The sequence below is a fragment of the Mesorhizobium sp. BR1-1-6 genome, assembly GCF_020165355.1.
Classification (GTDB): domain Bacteria; phylum Pseudomonadota; class Alphaproteobacteria; order Rhizobiales; family Rhizobiaceae; genus Mesorhizobium.
In genome coordinates this window covers 114,735-130,940 of record NZ_JAIUHZ010000014.1, presented here as the reverse complement: position 1 = coordinate 130,940, position 16,206 = coordinate 114,735, and the positions used below count along the sequence as shown (strand labels likewise).

Annotated in this window: 15 protein-coding genes and 1 tRNA gene; 8 read left to right on the top strand and 8 right to left on the bottom strand. The window is 63.0% G+C overall.

The features are described from left to right. The 3 genes from LB545_RS22865 to LB545_RS22855 all read left to right on the top strand — a co-directional run. The coding region (locus LB545_RS22865; protein WP_224705886.1) for a hypothetical protein at positions 1–265 on the top strand (265 nt) is incomplete at its 5' end. A gap of 204 nt (positions 266–469) precedes the next feature. Beyond that, positions 470–1,609: a helix-turn-helix transcriptional regulator gene (locus LB545_RS22860; protein ID WP_140625667.1), complete on the top strand. Its 1,140-nt coding sequence runs from the start codon at positions 470–472 to the stop codon at positions 1,607–1,609. A gap of 368 nt (positions 1,610–1,977) precedes the next feature. Then, the gene (locus LB545_RS22855) at positions 1,978–3,759 is read left to right on the top strand and encodes a hypothetical protein (RefSeq protein WP_224705885.1); all 1,782 of its coding nucleotides are present in this window, start codon (positions 1,978–1,980) and stop codon (positions 3,757–3,759) included. A gap of 217 nt (positions 3,760–3,976) precedes the next feature. Here LB545_RS22855 and LB545_RS22850 read toward each other — a convergent pair. Both LB545_RS22850 and LB545_RS22845 read right to left on the bottom strand, forming a co-directional pair. Beyond that, a tRNA-Arg gene (locus tag LB545_RS22850) sits at positions 3,977–4,053 on the bottom strand. A gap of 85 nt (positions 4,054–4,138) precedes the next feature. Further along, complete coding sequence (locus LB545_RS22845) at positions 4,139–5,302, bottom strand: M20 aminoacylase family protein (RefSeq protein WP_140500746.1); 1,164 nt, start codon at positions 5,300–5,302, stop codon at positions 4,139–4,141. A 201-nt stretch (positions 5,303–5,503) separates the two neighbouring features. On the opposite strand from LB545_RS22845, the gene LB545_RS22840 reads away from it, so the two are divergent. Next, the gene (locus LB545_RS22840; protein WP_140625657.1) at positions 5,504–6,664 is read left to right on the top strand and encodes a D-alanyl-D-alanine carboxypeptidase family protein; all 1,161 of its coding nucleotides are present in this window, start codon (positions 5,504–5,506) and stop codon (positions 6,662–6,664) included. Between the two features lie 3 nt (positions 6,665–6,667). Beyond that, positions 6,668–7,792, top strand: coding sequence for a CobW family GTP-binding protein (locus LB545_RS22835; RefSeq protein WP_224705884.1), 1,125 nt, complete (start codon positions 6,668–6,670; stop codon positions 7,790–7,792). A 12-nt stretch (positions 7,793–7,804) separates the two neighbouring features. Here LB545_RS22835 and LB545_RS22830 read toward each other — a convergent pair whose 3' ends face one another. The 5 genes from LB545_RS22830 to LB545_RS22810 all read right to left on the bottom strand — a co-directional run bounded on the left by LB545_RS22830 (position 7,805) and on the right by LB545_RS22810 (position 11,760). After that, positions 7,805–8,035: a sulfurtransferase TusA family protein gene (locus tag LB545_RS22830; protein ID WP_181165390.1), complete on the bottom strand. Its 231-nt coding sequence runs from the start codon at positions 8,033–8,035 to the stop codon at positions 7,805–7,807. Positions 8,036–8,046: 11 nt separating this feature from the next. Continuing rightward, positions 8,047–9,366, bottom strand: a complete 1,320-nt coding sequence (locus LB545_RS22825) for a murein L,D-transpeptidase family protein (RefSeq protein ID WP_140500750.1) — start codon at positions 9,364–9,366, stop codon at positions 8,047–8,049. Positions 9,367–9,618: 252 nt separating this feature from the next. Next, positions 9,619–10,569, bottom strand: a complete 951-nt coding sequence (locus LB545_RS22820; RefSeq protein ID WP_140500751.1) for an acetyl-CoA carboxylase carboxyltransferase subunit alpha — start codon at positions 10,567–10,569, stop codon at positions 9,619–9,621. Positions 10,570–10,667: 98 nt separating this feature from the next. After that, on the bottom strand, positions 10,668–11,585 hold the full coding sequence (locus tag LB545_RS22815; RefSeq protein ID WP_140513912.1) for a site-specific tyrosine recombinase XerD: 918 nt from the start codon (positions 11,583–11,585) through the stop codon (positions 10,668–10,670). A 22-nt stretch (positions 11,586–11,607) separates the two neighbouring features. Next, positions 11,608–11,760 carry a histidine kinase gene (locus LB545_RS22810; protein WP_140513945.1) on the bottom strand — a complete coding sequence of 51 codons (153 nt, stop codon included), beginning with the start codon at positions 11,758–11,760 and terminating at the stop codon, positions 11,608–11,610. 207 nt (positions 11,761–11,967) lie between these two features. Between LB545_RS22810 and LB545_RS22805 the strand changes: the two genes are divergently transcribed. From LB545_RS22805 to LB545_RS22795, 3 genes are read left to right on the top strand one after another with little or no spacing between them, the layout of a single operon-like run. Then, complete coding sequence (locus LB545_RS22805) at positions 11,968–12,579, top strand: shikimate kinase (protein ID WP_140640190.1); 612 nt, start codon at positions 11,968–11,970, stop codon at positions 12,577–12,579. Next, the gene (gene aroB / locus LB545_RS22800; protein ID WP_224705883.1) at positions 12,576–13,718 is read left to right on the top strand and encodes a 3-dehydroquinate synthase; all 1,143 of its coding nucleotides are present in this window, start codon (positions 12,576–12,578) and stop codon (positions 13,716–13,718) included. Before LB545_RS22805 ends, aroB begins: the two co-directional genes overlap by 4 nt. Beyond that, the gene (locus LB545_RS22795; RefSeq protein WP_140560158.1) at positions 13,715–14,608 is read left to right on the top strand and encodes an HlyC/CorC family transporter; all 894 of its coding nucleotides are present in this window, start codon (positions 13,715–13,717) and stop codon (positions 14,606–14,608) included. Before aroB ends, LB545_RS22795 begins: the two co-directional genes overlap by 4 nt. Before the next feature lie 47 nt (positions 14,609–14,655). On the opposite strand, the gene LB545_RS22790 is transcribed toward LB545_RS22795, so the two are convergent. After that, positions 14,656–16,200: a SpoVR family protein gene (locus tag LB545_RS22790; RefSeq protein WP_140500756.1), complete on the bottom strand. Its 1,545-nt coding sequence runs from the start codon at positions 16,198–16,200 to the stop codon at positions 14,656–14,658. Positions 16,201–16,206 lie beyond the last annotated feature (6 nt).

Genomic DNA, 16,206 nt, shown 5'->3' with positions numbered 1-16,206 from the left:
GCTTAAGGACCCCTCTCGTCTTGCGGGTGGAAGCAAGGGGTCAAGTCGTGACGGTGCGATGGAGATCGAAACCGGGCTGATACCCAGTTCAGTCAACGCAACAAACCCTACGCAGGTAAGATCTTTCAAAATTTTCGAAGGCAAGGGATGTCGCCGCGACTACGCACGGTTTTGCCCGACGAAACCGATGGGTAAATGCGACCTTGAAAGCCAGATCGAACGGCTTTCACCTGCGTGCAGAGATTTCGTCGAGAAGCATCGGTGAAGTTGCGTGGCTATTATGCTAATGTAGCTATCTCTCATTCGATGCGTCAGTCTGACGATAGGTCCTCAGCTGACCGTCTGTCGAGCATGGCCGCGGGAAATAAACATCCCTGGCCCGAGCCGGTTGCGGGGCCTGTAGCTGGAGGGCCGTCGACGGGCCATGAGGAGAAAAAGGGCGAGAAACCGGGATCGCGACGCAAATCCTATGTCCGACAATCGGAACATTGCCGCTGCGATCGAGGCTTGCTACGACGCCGCGTTCGAGTTTAGGCAGTGGCCCGCAGCGCTTCAAATGCTGGCCCACTCCCTGGGAGCCACAAGTTGCGTTATCCGCACCTGCGATCCAACTCACCCGTTTCGTAGCGATCAGCGATCGCCGACCGCGCTCAGACCCGATTCGACCGAACATGCCGAATTCGCCGCCCTTTGGATCGAAAGAATCGAAGGTGCTCCCGATCCGCATGAACGTAGACCGCGCAAGAGGTTGGCAAAACTGACAGACAGCTTCGTTGTCGAGGATGAGATCACCACTCGTGATGAGCGCGAGGTTCTCCCTTATTACCAAGAAATCGCGCGTCCAGGCGACCGGGAATGGTGGGCTGCAATAGACTTCATGGTGAAGGATCGAAGGTGGATGCTCTCGATGTTTCGTGACGCTCATAAGGGGCCATTCTACCGGAATGAAGCCGAGGATTTCTTGGCGATCGTTCCGTCGATGGTTCGCATCATCAGTGCTGCGGAAAAGGTTTGGGAAACGGCAGTCGAACCGAACCTGGCCATTCTGGATCGGATGGGAAGCGCAGCGCTGTTGCTGAATTGCCGAGGCCGCGTCACCCGCTACAATAAACACGCGGAAGCTCTGCTTGGTACTGGCCTCGTTATCCACGGTGGTCGTCTCCGGGCGGCAGATCGGCCCAGTGATTCACGCTTGCAGAAATTGATCGCAGGCGTGGTCAGCCAATGCGGCGACTTGAGCGACGGGGAGCCCGTTTTGATTGCTCGCGAGGGTTCGCCATGGCTTCTTGCTGAAGCCATTCCGATGACCTCGTTCGTCCATGACCTCTTTAACGGCGGAGACGCGCTCCTCTATTTTACCGATCTTGTGGCCGAACCGGCGCTACCCAAGCAACTGATAAGGCACGCCTTTCAACTAACAGCAGCCGAAACGCGGCTGGCCTGCCGCCTTGCCGATGGCCGAGGTATAGGCGCGGCAAGCTCTGCCCTGGGAATTGGCCGTGAAACCGCCAGAACCCAGCTCCGTGCAATATTCTCGAAAACAAGCACCGGAAGTCAGGCGGAACTCGCGAAGCTCTTGTCCCGATACCAAGGGTCCTCCACGCATTGAAGTCGCGGTGTCACCCGTTCGGGTGAAGCCCTGACGGTCCAAGGGTTGCACTCTGCGCTGAATCGGGGCCGTGGCACTTCACAACAACAGGCGCCGGTCTCGATCCGATACGTCTCAAGCGGGGCGGGCGGTCAGACGATATTTGGTTTTTGCAACGGCGCGGGCCTGAATCCCTCTGGTGTCCGACTAGTGCCTTCGGGCCGAAGAGGTGAGCAGAAAACATCGCGTCCGCTATTACATTAGCAGTAAGAAATATATTGCCAAACGGCGGCGCGAGGCGGATCATCAACGCCCGCACCTCCGATCGAGAATTGGAAAGACAGGGCTGATCGGAGCTTGCCGATCGTACCGAACGCCAGGAGGTTCAGATGAAACTGCGTGCTTGCCTGCCAAGTGCAGGATGGACAGCTATTGCCTTAATGAGTTTCGGCACAGGTGCTGCCATTGCTTACGCCGCGGACAGTCCGTTGCAGTCGCAGCTTGCGACGCCAAGAGTATCGTTGCCGGGGGAACTCGACATCACACACTGCGTCGCTCTGGCCGCTGCCGGCCAATCACTGGCCCCGCAAGACTTGAAGGCCTACGAGGAGGCCCAGCCGCCATTGTGGGACGACCTGGGCTCCCTGAGCTATCCGATCAGCACAAAGAGCGCCGATGCCCAAAAATACTTTGACCAGGGGCTGCGGTTCGCCACCAACTTCAATCACGCGGAGGCGCGACGCGCCTTCCGCAAGGCACAAAGCCTCGATCCCGACTGTGCGATGTGCTTCCTCGGCGAGGCACTGGTCCTGGGCCCGAACATCAACGTGCCGATGGATCCCACCGCAAATGCACCAGCGATCACTGCTCTTCGAAAGGCGCAGGCGCTTTCATCCGGTGCCACCGAGAAGGAGCGGGGACTGATCGAGGCGGTCGCCACGCGGTATTCCGAAGATCCCAAGGCCGATCGAAACACCCTGAACGCCGCCTTCGCCGATGCAACTGCGGCGCTTTCCGACAAATATCCTGACGATCTCGAGCTCGCTGTGCTGGCCGCAGAGGCCGGCATGGACACGCAGCCTTGGGACTATTGGCAGCCGGGCGGCAAGGAACCCAAGGGCCGCACCGCCGACATCCAGAGGCGGCTGGAAGGCGTTCTCGCCAGGAAGCCCGACAATCCGATGGCGATTCACCTCTACATTCATCTTGTTGAGGCCTCGGATCGTCCGGAGCGCGCCGAGCCCTACGCGGACCGGCTAGCAGCGCTGATGCCGGGGGCCGGACACATCGTCCATATGCCGAGCCACATCTACTATCGCGTCGGCCGCTACACGGATTCGCTGAAGTCCAACGAAGCTGCCTCGAAAGTGGACGAGACCTATCTCGCCGAAACCGGCGCTACCGGTGTCTATCCGCTCGGCTACTATTCCCACAACGTGCACTTCGTATTGGTTTCGGCCCAGCTCCTCGGTGACTCGAAGACGGTGCTTGCAGAGGCTGAGAAGCTGGACAAGTTTCTGACTAACGAGGTGGCCACGGCAATACCGATCGTGCAGCCGGTGAAGGCAGCTCCGTATTTCGCCTGGGCGCAATATGCCGAACCCGATGCGATCCTGGCTAAGGCCGAGCCGGCCGGCGCGCCGCCTTACATCACATCGATGTGGCACTATGCGCGCGGCGTCGCCCTGGCCGAGAAGAAGGACGCCTCGGGCGCGCGAGTCGAGGCGGACGCCATCGACAAGATCGCTCAGGAAACCGACTGGTCGGTGCACGATGCCTGGGGAATCCCGGCATTGTCGGTCCTGCAAGTGGCCGAAGATGTCGTACGTGCCCGCGCTGCGCAGGCCGAGAATGACGTCGGCGGCTCGATAGCCTTCTGGAAGAAAGCGGTCGAAACGGAGGACACGATCCCCTACATGGAGCCTCCGTACTGGTATTATCCCGTGCGGCAGTCCCTCGGTGCCGCCCTCCTCAAGAACGGTCAGCCGGCGGACGCGGCGAAGGAGTTTGTGGCGGCGCTCCACCGCGCACGCAGCAGCGCCTGGGCACTGTTCGGGCTGCAGCAGGCGGCGGAAGCCCAAGGCGATACTGCCGCCGCAACGAAAGCCGCGGACGAACTTTCCAAAGCCTGGAAGGGCGATCCGGGCATGCTGACGCTGGAACGGCTCTGAACCTCATCCCGGACGGGACCGCTGCGGTCCGTCGACCGGGCTCCAACCAATCAACCAATTTCCGATTTGTCGGAACGTCTGCAAGCGCTTTTCTGACGTTATTCGAACGGTAGAAATCCGCATGCAGGTTCCGTACAGATGACCGATGCGACCCCAGTGATCGGCTCTGGTTTCAGTCCGATTCAGGTCCGACAGTATCCGGCTTAGCAGCAAAACGTGGTGATCCCGACAGGAATCGAACCTGTGACCTACAGATTAGGAATCTGCCGCTCTATCCTACTGAGCTACGGGACCACGCGGCCCGACACATAGCCGCTTCCGATCGTTTCGCCAAGAGGCGGGCCGAACACAATCGGCCGGCCCCTGCCGCCGCCAGGCCTCAGGCGGCAAGCGCGGTTTCGGCCAGCTTCACCCAGTAGCTCATGCCGTGCGGGATGGCCTCGTCGTTGAAGTCATAGGCCGGGTTGTGAAGGCCGGCGGTGTCGCCATTGCCAATGAAAATGAAGGCGCCGGGCCTGGCTTCCAGCATGTAGGAGAAGTCCTCGCCGCCCATCACCGGCTGGATGCCGCGGTGGACATGAGCGTCGCCGGCGACGTTTGCCGCGACGTCGCTGGCAAAAACCGTCTCTTCCGCATGGTTGAAGGTTACGGGGTAGTTCGCCTGGTAATCGACCTCGATCTTCGCGCCGAAGGCCGTGGCCAATCCGTCGCAGATGGCACGAATGCGCTCTTCCGACTTCTTGGCGATTTCCTTGCGCAAGGTACGCACCGTGCCTGCGATCTCCGCCGATTCCGGGATGATGTTGTAGGCGTCGCCGGCATGGAACTTGGTCACCGACACCACCACCGCTTCAACCGGGTCGGTGCTGCGCGAGGCGATCGTCTGCAGGGCGCCGACCAACTGGCTGGTGATGACGATCGGGTCGATCGTGCCGTGCGGCATCGCCGCATGGCCGCCGCGGCCTTTCACGGTGATGGTGAATTCCGCGGTCGCCGCCATGATCGCGCCCGGCCGGATGGCGAACTGGCCGACCGGCAGGCCCGGCATGTTGTGCATGCCGAACACTTTCGCGATGTCGAAACGCTCCATCATGCCGTCCTTGACCATCTCGTTGCCGCCGCCGCCGCCTTCTTCGGCCGGCTGGAAGATGACCGCCACCGAACCGGCGAAGTTGCGGGTCTCGGCGAGATATTTCGCCGCACCCAAAAGCATCGCCGTATGGCCGTCATGGCCGCAGGCATGCATCTTGCCGGGAACGGTCGAGGCATAGGGCTTGCCGGTGATCTCGTTAAGCGGCAGCGCGTCCATGTCGGCGCGCAGGCCGATAGTGGCGCCTTCGCCCTGGCGGCCGCGAATGATGCCCACGACGCCGGTCTTGCCCAGCCCCGTCACCACATCGTCGCAGCCGAAGGCCTTCAGCTTCTCGGTGACGAAGGCGGCTGTCTTGAAGACGTCGAAATTCAGTTCCGGGGTCTGGTGCAGATGTCGTCGCCAGCCGGCAACCTCGTCCTGCATTTCGGCGGCACGGTTCAGGATTGGCATGATGGTTCCATCTCGCTGTTGGGGCAGGTCCGCTGCCTTGCAATTGTGATCGTCAGGCACTTTGCCATGTTGACGTCACATAGAGTAAATAGCACCGCAACAATGCGGTCCGTTTTTGAGGGCGGACTCATTTTGCTGGCGATCGCGTAAATCTTACGGAGCCAGGGGCGACTACGGCAAGAGGCGATTTCGGATTCGATCATGCGGCACAGGCATTTCCTCAAACTATTCTGCGCGGGCGCCGTGGCGTTCTCGGCGCTGGCCGGGCCGGCGCTGGCCAATCCGGTCGTGCTGTTCGACCTGAACAGCGGCAAGATCCTCCAGCATCAGGACGCGTTCAAGCGCTGGTACCCGGCATCGCTGAGCAAGCTGATGACGGCCTATGTGACCTTCCGGGCGATCGCGGCCGGCGAGGTCCGGCTCGATTCGCCGATCAAGGTAACGAAACATTCCGCCGCCGAGCCGCCGAGCAAGATGGGCTTCAAGCCAGGCTCGGTGATGCGGCTCGACAATGCGCTGAAGATGATGCTGGTCAAGTCGGCAAACGACATCGCCATGGCCGTCGGCGAGAATGTCGGGGGATCGCAGGCAGCCTTTGCCGAGCGCATGAACGCCGAAGCGGTCCGGCTCGGCATGAACGGAACGCATTTCGTCAATCCGAACGGGCTTTATTCGCCGGACCAGTACACCACAGCGCGCGACCTGGCCGTGCTGGTGACGGCGATCCGCCGCGAGTTTCCGCAATATGCGCCGTGGTTCTCGATCGAGGGGCTTGCTGTGGGCAAGAGGGCGATCCCCAACTACAACCTGTTGATCGGCCGCTATCCCGGGGCCGACGGCATGAAGACGGGCTTCGTCTGCCCCTCCGGCTTCAACATGATCGGTTCGGCGACCCGCAACGGCCGCACGCTGGTGGCGGTGGTGCTCGGCGAGAAGTCGGCGATCACCCGTGCCGAGGCCGCGGCCAAACTGCTCGACCAGGGTTTCGATACGCCTGCCGCCGGCTCAGCCACGATCGCCACGCTGGCGCCATACGGTGATACCATCTCGCCCAACGACGTGCGGGACGAGGTCTGCAAGAAGAAGGCGCCGGCGGAGCAGTCCGAGGCGCCGCCCGCCGTCGCCAAGAACGTGCCGAAATCGCCCTACCAGGAAAAGCTCGACCATGTGCCGACGCTGGTTGCCGTCGGGCTTGGCGGCGCGACCGGCCCGACCCCGCTGGCCATGCTCGCCCAGGGCAGCCAGGAATATGCCGACGTGCCTATTCCGACCTGGCGGCCGGACAGACCGGCGCCCGGCGCCGGCCCGACGGTGGCGGGCTCGGCTGCGCAGGGCGACCAACCCGTCAAGGTTGCGAACTAGGCAATGAGTGGTTTTCCCATCCCTGTTTCCGTGCTGACCGGTTTTCTCGGCGCCGGCAAGACGACGCTGCTCAACCGGCTCCTGAAGGACCCGGCGCTGGCCGACACGGCCGTCATCATCAACGAATATGGCGAAGTGGCGATCGATCACCTGCTGGTGGAACAGGCGTCCGACGGCATCATCCAGCTTTCGGACGGCTGCCTTTGCTGCACGGTACGCGGCGAACTGGTCGACACGCTGGCCGATCTGGTCGACCGGCTGCAGACCGGCCGCATGGCCCGCCTTGCCCGCGTCATTGTCGAGACCACCGGCCTTGCCGATCCGGCACCGGTGCTGCAATCGATCATGGCGCATCCGGCACTGGTCCAGGCTTTCCGGCTCGACGGCGTCATCACCTTGGTCGACGCGGTCAACGGCGATGCCACGCTCGACGCCCATGTCGAGGCGGTCAAGCAGGTCGCCGTCGCCGACCGCATCGTGCTCTCCAAAACCGACCTGGTCGCTGGTCCGGATGGACCGGAAGCGCTGCGGACGCGGCTGCGGCAGATCAATCCGGGCGCCGAACTGCTGGCTGTCGACGATGCGAAAACGAGCGTCGCAGCGCTGTTCGACTGCGGCCTCTATAACCCGGCGACCAAATCAGCCGATGTGCGGCGCTGGCTCGGCGAAGAAGCGATGCATAACCATGATCATCATGATCATGACGGGCATGACCACGGGCATGACCACGGGCACGGCCACGACCACGGGCACCGGCATGATCAGCGCATTCGCACCCACTCCCTGGTGCATGACGGCCCGGTGCCGTTCTCGGCCATCGAGATGTTCCTCGATCTTTTGCGCTCCACGCATGGCGAGCGCCTGCTGCGCATGAAGGGCGTCATCGAACTCGAGGAAGATCCGTCGCGGCCGCTGGTGGTGCATGGCGTGCAGAAAATCCTGCATCCGCCGGCTCGATTGCCGTCCTGGCCGGACGGCCAGCGCGGCACCCGGCTGGTGCTGATCACGCTCGACATGCCCGAAGACTATGTAAGGCGACTGTTTGCCGCCTTCACCAACCGGCCCTCGATCGACACGCCCGACCGCGCGGCGCTGGAGAACAATCCCCTGGCGATCGCGGGACGCTGACCTTTACGACAGCTATTCGCCGCGCTCGACCAGGAAGCGGTGACCGCCTGATATGGCGGATGTCTCTACGAGATGATGACCAGAGTCGGCGCAGAACGCCGGAATGTCGATAACGGCGAGCGGGTCGGTCGTTTCCAGCCAGAGCCGGCTGCGGGGCCGCATCCCGGCCAGCCGCTTCTTCGCCTTCAGCACCGGCAAAGGGCAGTTCAGCCCCTTCAGATCGTAGACGGTGACGTCGGTCACGGCGAAAAATGTCAGCCGCCGAACATGCCGAGCAGCTTGTTCTTCAGCCTCGTCACGCGGCTCTCGTCGGCACTTGCGGCCTGCGTTTCGGCCGGCGGTGCGGGCTCGGCCGGCGCTTCGATCGTCGCGGTGGCGACAGGGGCTTCCTTGGCGGTCTTGGCCGCTTCCTTTTCGGCCAGCGCCTGCGCCTTGGCGGCTTCCTTTTCGGCCAGCGCTTGCGCCTTGGCCTGCTTGGCAGCTTCTATCGCGGCCAGCCGCTGCTCCTCGGCTTTTTGCTTCGCGGCCTTTTCGGCATCGAGCGCGGCCATCTTGCGGCCGGCGGGCGAATCGATGCGGCCCATGCGCGCCGTCTCGGTGACCGAGCCGTCCGAGTTGAGCGATGGCGGGTCGATCGGCACGCGCTCGCCGCGCGCGCGGCGCTTGGACCAGTCGGAGACGATGCTGGCTTCCTTGATGCCGGCGATGGTGGGCTTGGGCGCCGGCGTGCTTGCCTTGAGGGCGCCGTTGAACGCAGCCTCATACGTGCTCTGATAAGCACTGTAGGCGCTTTTCAGCGAATCCGGCTGCGTGGACGCAGGGCAGGGGCCGGTCGGATTGAATGTGGTGCCTTCGGGAGCCACCTGGTTGAAGACGTAGCGCTTCTCGCAGACGTCGACTTTCGGCGGGACCTTGGTGATCTCGAAATTGTCGTAGCCGACCTTCAGCATCTTCCAGAATTCGTAATTCGGGTCGTTGCGGTAGCGCGCCATATTGGCGGCGGTCATGCGGAACGGGAAGGCCTGGATCTGGAACTCGGTCTGGCCGCCCTGGAAGGCATCGCGGCCGAAAGCATAGATCTGCTCGATCTGGGCATCGGTCATCGAATAGCAGCCCGAAGACGAGCAGGCGCCGTGCACCATCAGGTTGGAGCCGGTGCGGCCGTTGGCGCGGTCATAGGCGTTGGGATAGCCGATGTTGAAGGACAGATGATAGTTCGAGCGCGGGTTCATCTGCGCCGGACGCACGGTATAAAAACCTTCCGGCGCCTGGCGGTCGCCCTCGGTGTATTTCGGCCCGAGCTTGCCCGACCATTTGCAGATATCGTAGCTGGCGACCATGTCGTAGCGGCCGTTGGTCTTGGCCTTCCAGATTTCTAGCTTGCCCTCTTCCTTGAAGATGCGCGCCATCACCGAGGAGGTGCGCACCATGCCCTTGGCCCTCATGTCGGCCAGGATCTTGTCGGGCAGAGGCTTGTTGGCCTCCGGGGCAAAATCCTTCATCGACGAATCGTTGCAGCCGGCGACGGCTATCGCGGTGATGAGAATTCCGGTGCGGGCAAGCTTGGCAAACATGGATAAGGCTACGTCTTCTCTTTCGGGCCAATGGCTTCGAAACGGCCGAGCCCGCATGCTGAACACAGACGGACCGTAAGCCCGTTAACCTTGAAAATTCCTTACCGCAAGCCTCGGCCAGCCCTCACGGCAATTCCATTGAACCGAATCCGGCGGCATTTTTGTGGCGAAATTGCTCATCGCCGCCACATTGCCGTGGAGCGTTGCCGTGGAGGCGACTTGCGGCGGCCTGGTTGAGCCGCCAAATCGTGATCAGAGGCTGCGGCCCATTGCCAGATACTTCTCGCGGCGCTGCTCGCGAAAATCCATGTTGGCGCCGGCAAAATCCTTCATCGTCCTGGCGATGAGATCGCCCGTCGCGGCAATCACCGTTTCGGGTGCGCGCTGGGCGCCGCCGATCGGTTCAGGAATGATGGCGTCGATGATCTTCAGTTCCAGAAGGTCCTGGGCGGTGATCTTCATGTTGGTCGCCGCGTCCTTGGAGCGCGTCGTGTCGCGCCACAGGATGGAGGCCGCGCCCTCGGGCGAGATCACCGAATAGATGGCATGTTCCAGCATGTAGACGCGGTTGGCGGTGGCGATGGCAATGGCGCCGCCCGAACCGCCTTCACCGATGACAACCGAAATCGATGGCACCTTGAGCGCAAGGCAGGCCGAGGTCGAACGGGCAATGGCTTCGGCCTGGCCGCGCTCCTCGGCGCCGACGCCGGGATAGGCGCCGGCCGTGTCGACCAATGTCAGCAGCGGGATCTTGAAGCGGTCGGCAAGCTCCATCAGCCGCACGGCCTTGCGATAGCCTTCGGGGCGCACCGAGCCGAAATTGTGCTTCAGCCGGCTCGCCGTGTCGGAGCCCTTCTCCTGGCCGAGGATCGCTACCGGTTCGCCGCGGAACCGGGCAAAGCCGCCGACGATCGCCTGGTCCTCGCCGAAATTGCGGTCGCCGGCGAGCGGCGTGAAATCGCTGAACAGGCCCTTGATGTAGTCGACGCAGTGCGGCCTGTCGGAATGGCGCGCCACCTGCACCTTCTGCCATGGGGTCAATGCCTTGTAGAGATCGCGCAGGGCATCGCGCGACCGCTTCTCAAGCCTGCTGATCTCGTCGGCGACATCGACCGCCTCGCCGTTCTCGGCAAGCTTCTTCAGTTCCAGGATCTTGAGTTCCAGATCCTGCACCGGCTTTTCGAAATCGAGGTAGTTGTACATGCTTGGGCGGACCGATACGTCGGAAGCAAAGACTGGCGGGACCCTGAAATCCGGGGCTCCGGGCGATGGAACGTCGCCCTCACATAGCGATATGAGGTCTAGTCGGCAAGCGGGTGATGATCGTTGACCAGCCGCACCAATCGCTCCTCCAGCACATGGGTATAGATCTGTGTCGTCGATATGTCGGCATGGCCGAGCAGTTGCTGCACGGCCCTGAGATCGGCCCCGTTCTGCAAGAGATGGCTGGCGAAAGCATGGCGAAGCACATGTGGCGAGACCTTGGCCGAGGCGATGCCGGCCCGGGCCGCCAGCCCCTTGAGGTCGCGAGCGAAGACCTGGCGCGAGAGGTAGCCGCTGTCCGACGCGGCAGGAAACAGGAACGGGCTGTCAGCGAAAGCGGGCACCTTGGCCCGGGCGGCGAGCCAGGCTCGCATCGCCGCGCGCGCCTTGGCCGACAGCGGCACCATGCGCTCCTTGTCGCCCTTGCCGCGCACCATGAAGAAACGGTCGTCGCGCTGCGCCACCGTCACCGGCAAACCGACCAGTTCCGAAACGCGCAGGCCTGTCGCATAAAGCACTTCGACCAGCGCGTGCAGACGCAGCGCCGCCAGCCTGTCGCTGTCGCCGAGCCCGGCATCGCCGGCCTCCTGCGCGGCGCGGTCGATCAGCCGGCCGGTGTCGGCCTCGCTCATGGTCTTCGGCAGCGGGCGGCCTTTTTTCGGGCTGTCCAGCGTGCCGGTCGGGTCGTCGCGGCGCAGGCCCTCGGCGTAGAGGAATTTGAAGAACTGGCGGATCGCCGACAATTTGCGTGCCTGCGATGTCGGGGCGAAGCCGCGTGCGGCGATGTCGTCGAGATAGGCGCGGATGTCTTCGGCGCCGGCGCCGGCAAGACCGCCGGGGATTTCCTGCGAAGCGTCATCGAGGTCGCGGCGATAGGAGGAAAGCGTGTTTTCGGCGGCACCCCGCTCGGCGCTCATCATCTCCAGAAAGGCTTCGATGCGGGCAGCGCTGTTCATTTCCTGAAGTTTTTCTTCGGGCTCAGTTTTTCTTTGGGTTCAGCTTTTCCGCAGGGATGCGCACGCTCATTTCCGCCTTTTTCGGCTCGACGAACATCACCAACGCGAACATCGTACCATAGGCGATGCCCGCCAGAATCGCTGTTATCACGACAAGGCGAAACAGTGTCGGCATCAATCTTCGCCCGTCTTCTTGTTCTGCGTTTCCAAACCCTGTGCCCTTATGGGACGCCAATCCGGCCAATTCAAGCAAGAAGCTGAAGCGCGCCGGCAACTTCCAATGCAGCCGGTTCCTCGCTCGCGGGAGGCCAGCCTGCCTCAGTGCGCTTGACGCAACCGGGCTTTTCATGTCGATACGCCGGCAAAGAGGGCTTCGAGGCTGATGAACGCGCTACCAGCAAATCCTCCGGGCGGGAGCCATGCCGCGCTGCTGGGCAGGCTTGGCGGCCGCTCCATCGTCTTTGTCGGCCTGATGGGCGCCGGCAAGACCGCGATCGGCCGCAAGGTCGCCACCGTGCTGGCGCTGCCTTTCATCGACAGCGACCAGGAGATCGAAAGCGTCTCGCGCATGACCGTTCCGGAACTGTTCGAACGCTATGGCGAAACGGAGTTCCGGGCGCTGGAGCAGCGCGTCATCCTGCGCGTGCTGGAAAACGGCCCGCAAGTGCTGTCGACCGGCGGCGGCGCCTTCATGAACGCGCAGACGCGCGAGGCGATAGCGGCGCATGGCGTGTCGGTATGGCTGAAGGCCGAACTCGACCTTTTGATGGAACGGGTCTCCAAGAAACAGAACCGGCCGCTGCTGAAGAGCCCCGATCCGCGTGGCGTGCTCGAGCGGCTGATGAGTGAACGCTATCCGGTCTATGCGACATCGGACGTCACCGTGCCGACCCGCGACGACCGCAAGGAAGTCATCGCGGCCGAGGTGGTGGAGGCGCTGTGCCGGCATTTCGATATCGCCCAGACCACTCCCGCGGGCGAGGTCGAACCGTGAACGCCAATGCAGCCGTTGCCGTCGAGGTCGGACTCGGCGAGCGGGCTTACGACATCCTGATCGGGCCGGGGCTTTTGTCGCGCGCCGGCGCCGAGATGTCGCGCCGCCTGCCGGGCCGACGCGCCGCAGTCGTGACCGACGAAAACGTCGCGGCGGCGCATCTCCATACGCTGAAGGCCGGTCTGCTGGAGAGCGGCATCGAGCCCGCCGTGATCACGCTGCCGCCCGGCGAGAAAACCAAGAGTTTCGCGCATCTCGAAGAGGTGGTGGACGGCGTCCTGGCCGCGAAGCTGGAACGCGGCGACGTCGTCATCGCCCTCGGCGGCGGCGTCATCGGCGACCTGGCCGGCTTCGCCGCCGGCATCGTGCGCCGCGGCATGAACTTCGTGCAGATCCCGACCTCGCTCCTGGCGCAGGTCGATTCCTCGGTCGGGGGCAAGACCGGCATCAACAGCGCGCGCGGCAAGAACCTGGTCGGCGTCTTCCACCAGCCGAAGCTGGTGCTGGCCGATACCGGAGTGCTCGATACGCTGCCGATCCGCGAATTTCGCGCCGGCTACGCCGAACTCGCCAAATACGGGCTGATCGACCGGCCCGAATTCTTCGCCTGGCTGGAGAAAAACTGGGCCAGCGTGTTCGCCGGCGGACCGGAGAGGGTAGAGGCCATCGCCGAGGCCTGCCGCGCCAAGGCCGATGTCGTTGCCCGCGACGAGTTCGAGACCGGCGACCGCGCGCTCCTCAATCTCGGCCACACTTTCGGCCATGCGCTGGAGGCCGCCACCCGATATGACGGCGCCCGCCTCGTGCATGGCGAGGGGGTCGCCATCGGCATGGCGCTGGCGCATCGCTTCTCGTCGCGGCTCAACCTGGCCAGTCCTGACGCCGCGGCGCGCGTCGAGGCGCATCTCAACACGGTGGGACTGCCGTGGCGGATGGCCGACATTCCGGGCGAACTGCCCGACGCCGATGCGCTGCTTGGCTTCATCACCCAGGACAAGAAAGTGTCGCGCGGCGCGCTGACCTTCATCCTGACGCGCGGCATCGGAGAGGCCTTCATCGCGAAGGACGTGCCGGCCTCGGAAGTGCTCTCGTTCCTCAGGGAGAACCACCCGAGCGGGACGGGAAGCCGTCCGAAATGAACGGGGCCGGCTGGATCGTCGTCGCTGTCCTTGCCGTCCTCATCCTGTTGGCCGTCGCCATGCGCACGCGCCTGCTTGCCGCTTTGGGCTATGAACTGTCGCGCATCGAGCCGCAGCGCTCGAGCGGGGACGAGCTGCGCGGCGCCGTCGACGATTTCCGCCGCGACGGCCAGGTGGTGCGCGAGGAGCGCGACCGCATCGGCGGGTTGTTCGACCTCGAGGAGCTCGAAGTCTCCGACGTCATGGTCCACCGCACCAATATGCGCTCGGTCAATGCCGACAATGCGCCGGAAGCCGTGGTGCGCGAGATCCTGCAGAGCCCGCACACCCGCATGCCTTTGTGGAAGGGGTCGCTCGACAACATTGTCGGCGTGCTGCACGCCAAGGACCTGCTGCGCGCCCTCAACGATGTCGGCAACGACTTCTCCAGGATCGATGTGATGAAGATCGCGTCAAAGCCCTGGTTCGTGCCCGATACGACGACATTGCAGGAACAGCTCAACGCCTTCCTGCGCCGCAAGGCGCATTTCGCCGTCGTGGTCGACGAGTATGGCGAGGTCGAGGGGCTGGTGACGCTGGAGGACATCATCGAGGAGATTGTCGGCGAGATCGCCGACGAGCACGATGTCGACATACAGGGCGTCAAGCAGGAGGCGGACGGTTCCGTCGTCGTCGACGGAACCGTGCCGATCCGCGACCTGAACCGGGCGCTCGACTGGGACCTGCCGGACGAGGAGGCAACCACCATCGCCGGCCTGGTCATCCATGAGACGCAGTCGATCCCCGAGGAGAAGCAGGCCTTCACCTTCCACGGCAAGCGTTTCATCGTCATGAAACGCGACAAGAACCGCGTCGCCAGGCTCAGGATCAGGCCGGCAGGCGACAGCTGAACGGTCCATCGTGTCGCAGACACGCACAACCGCGTCATCCCTGATGCTCAACAGTCCTTGGTCGAGCGTTCGCCGACCATTGCGTCGGTGTCGGCGTCGACGGCCGCCAGGCTGACTTCATAGCCCCAGAGATGCCGGATGTGGCGAAGGGTCGCGTCGCGGCTGTCATTCTCCAGCACGACCCCATTCTTCACCTTGTGCTGTAGCCGCAAATGCCGGTCGCCGAGCAGGTCCACGTCCACAACCTGGATGTCGGGCCGGCTCGCGCCCACATCATAGCTGTGGGCCAGCGCGGCGCGTATGTTGTTGTAGCCCCGCTCGTTGTGGATCGATGCGACTTCGTAGTGCGGTTGGTCGGCTCCATCGGCCAGGACGAAGAGCCGCCATTTTCGTATCAAGGTCGGGCTGAGATACTGGCGAATGAAGGATTCGTCGCGGTGGTTGGCCCAGGCGTCGAGCAGCGTCTCAAGCCAGTCGCCACGGCCGGCTATGTCCGGGAACCAGTCGCGATCTTCGGCTGTCGGCTCGGTCGAGATGCGCTGAATGTCCTGCATCATGTCAAGCCCGAGCGCGTAGGGGTTGATGCCGGAAAACCGCTGGTCGTCGAAGGATGGCTGGAAGATCACGTTCGAGTGGTTGCGCAGGATTTCGAGCATCGCGCCTTCGGTGATCCGGCCACGGTCGAACAGCATGTTCATGAGCGTGTAGTGCACGAAAGTGGCGCAGCCTTCGTTCATCACCTGGGTTTGCCGCTGCGGGTAAAAATACTGCGCAATGACGCGGACGATCCTGAGGATCTCGCGCTGCCAGGGTTCGAGGACAAGGCTGTTCTTCTCAAGGAAATAGAGCAGGTTTTCCTCGGGCAGATTGAGCGATTTCTTCCGCTCCGACACGCCTTCATCGCCCGCTTCGGAGTTGTCGGCGTCCTGCGCGGGCGGCAGGGTGCGCCATAAGTCATTGTAGGAACGCTCCTCGTATTCGAGGCGCTCGCGAAGTCCCTCGCGCTGCTGCTCCGACGACAGTTTCGGCGGCCGGTGATACCGGAACACGCCTTGCTCCATCAGCGCGTGTGCGGAATCGAGAATGGCTTCCACGGCAGCCAGGCCGTGCCGCTCCTCGCACCGGGCGATGTAGCCCTTGGCAAAGTCCAGATAGCTCAGGATTCCTCCGGCATCCGTCCATTGGCGGAAAAGGTAATTGTTCTTGAAGAAGTGATTGTGTCCAAGTGCTGCATGGGCGGTCACCAAGGCCTGCAGCGCCATGGTGTTTTCCTCCATCAGGTAGACGATGCAGGGATTGGAATTGATGACCAATTCATAGGCCAGCCCGCGACCGCCTTTGCGATAGAGAAGCTCGTTGTAGAGGAAATGCTTGCCGAACGACCAATGCCGGTACATCAGCGGCATGCCGACCGACGAGTAGGCGTCGAGCATCTGCTCGGAAGAGATGACCTCCATCTGCACCGGATAGGTGTCGAGATGAAGCTGGTCGACCGCAATCGCCTCGATCTCCTCATAGACCCGCGACAGCTTTTTGAAATCCCAGTCGGATCCGGAGAAAAGCAACCCCGATTTGTTGGCCTGGCCAGCCATCCGGCA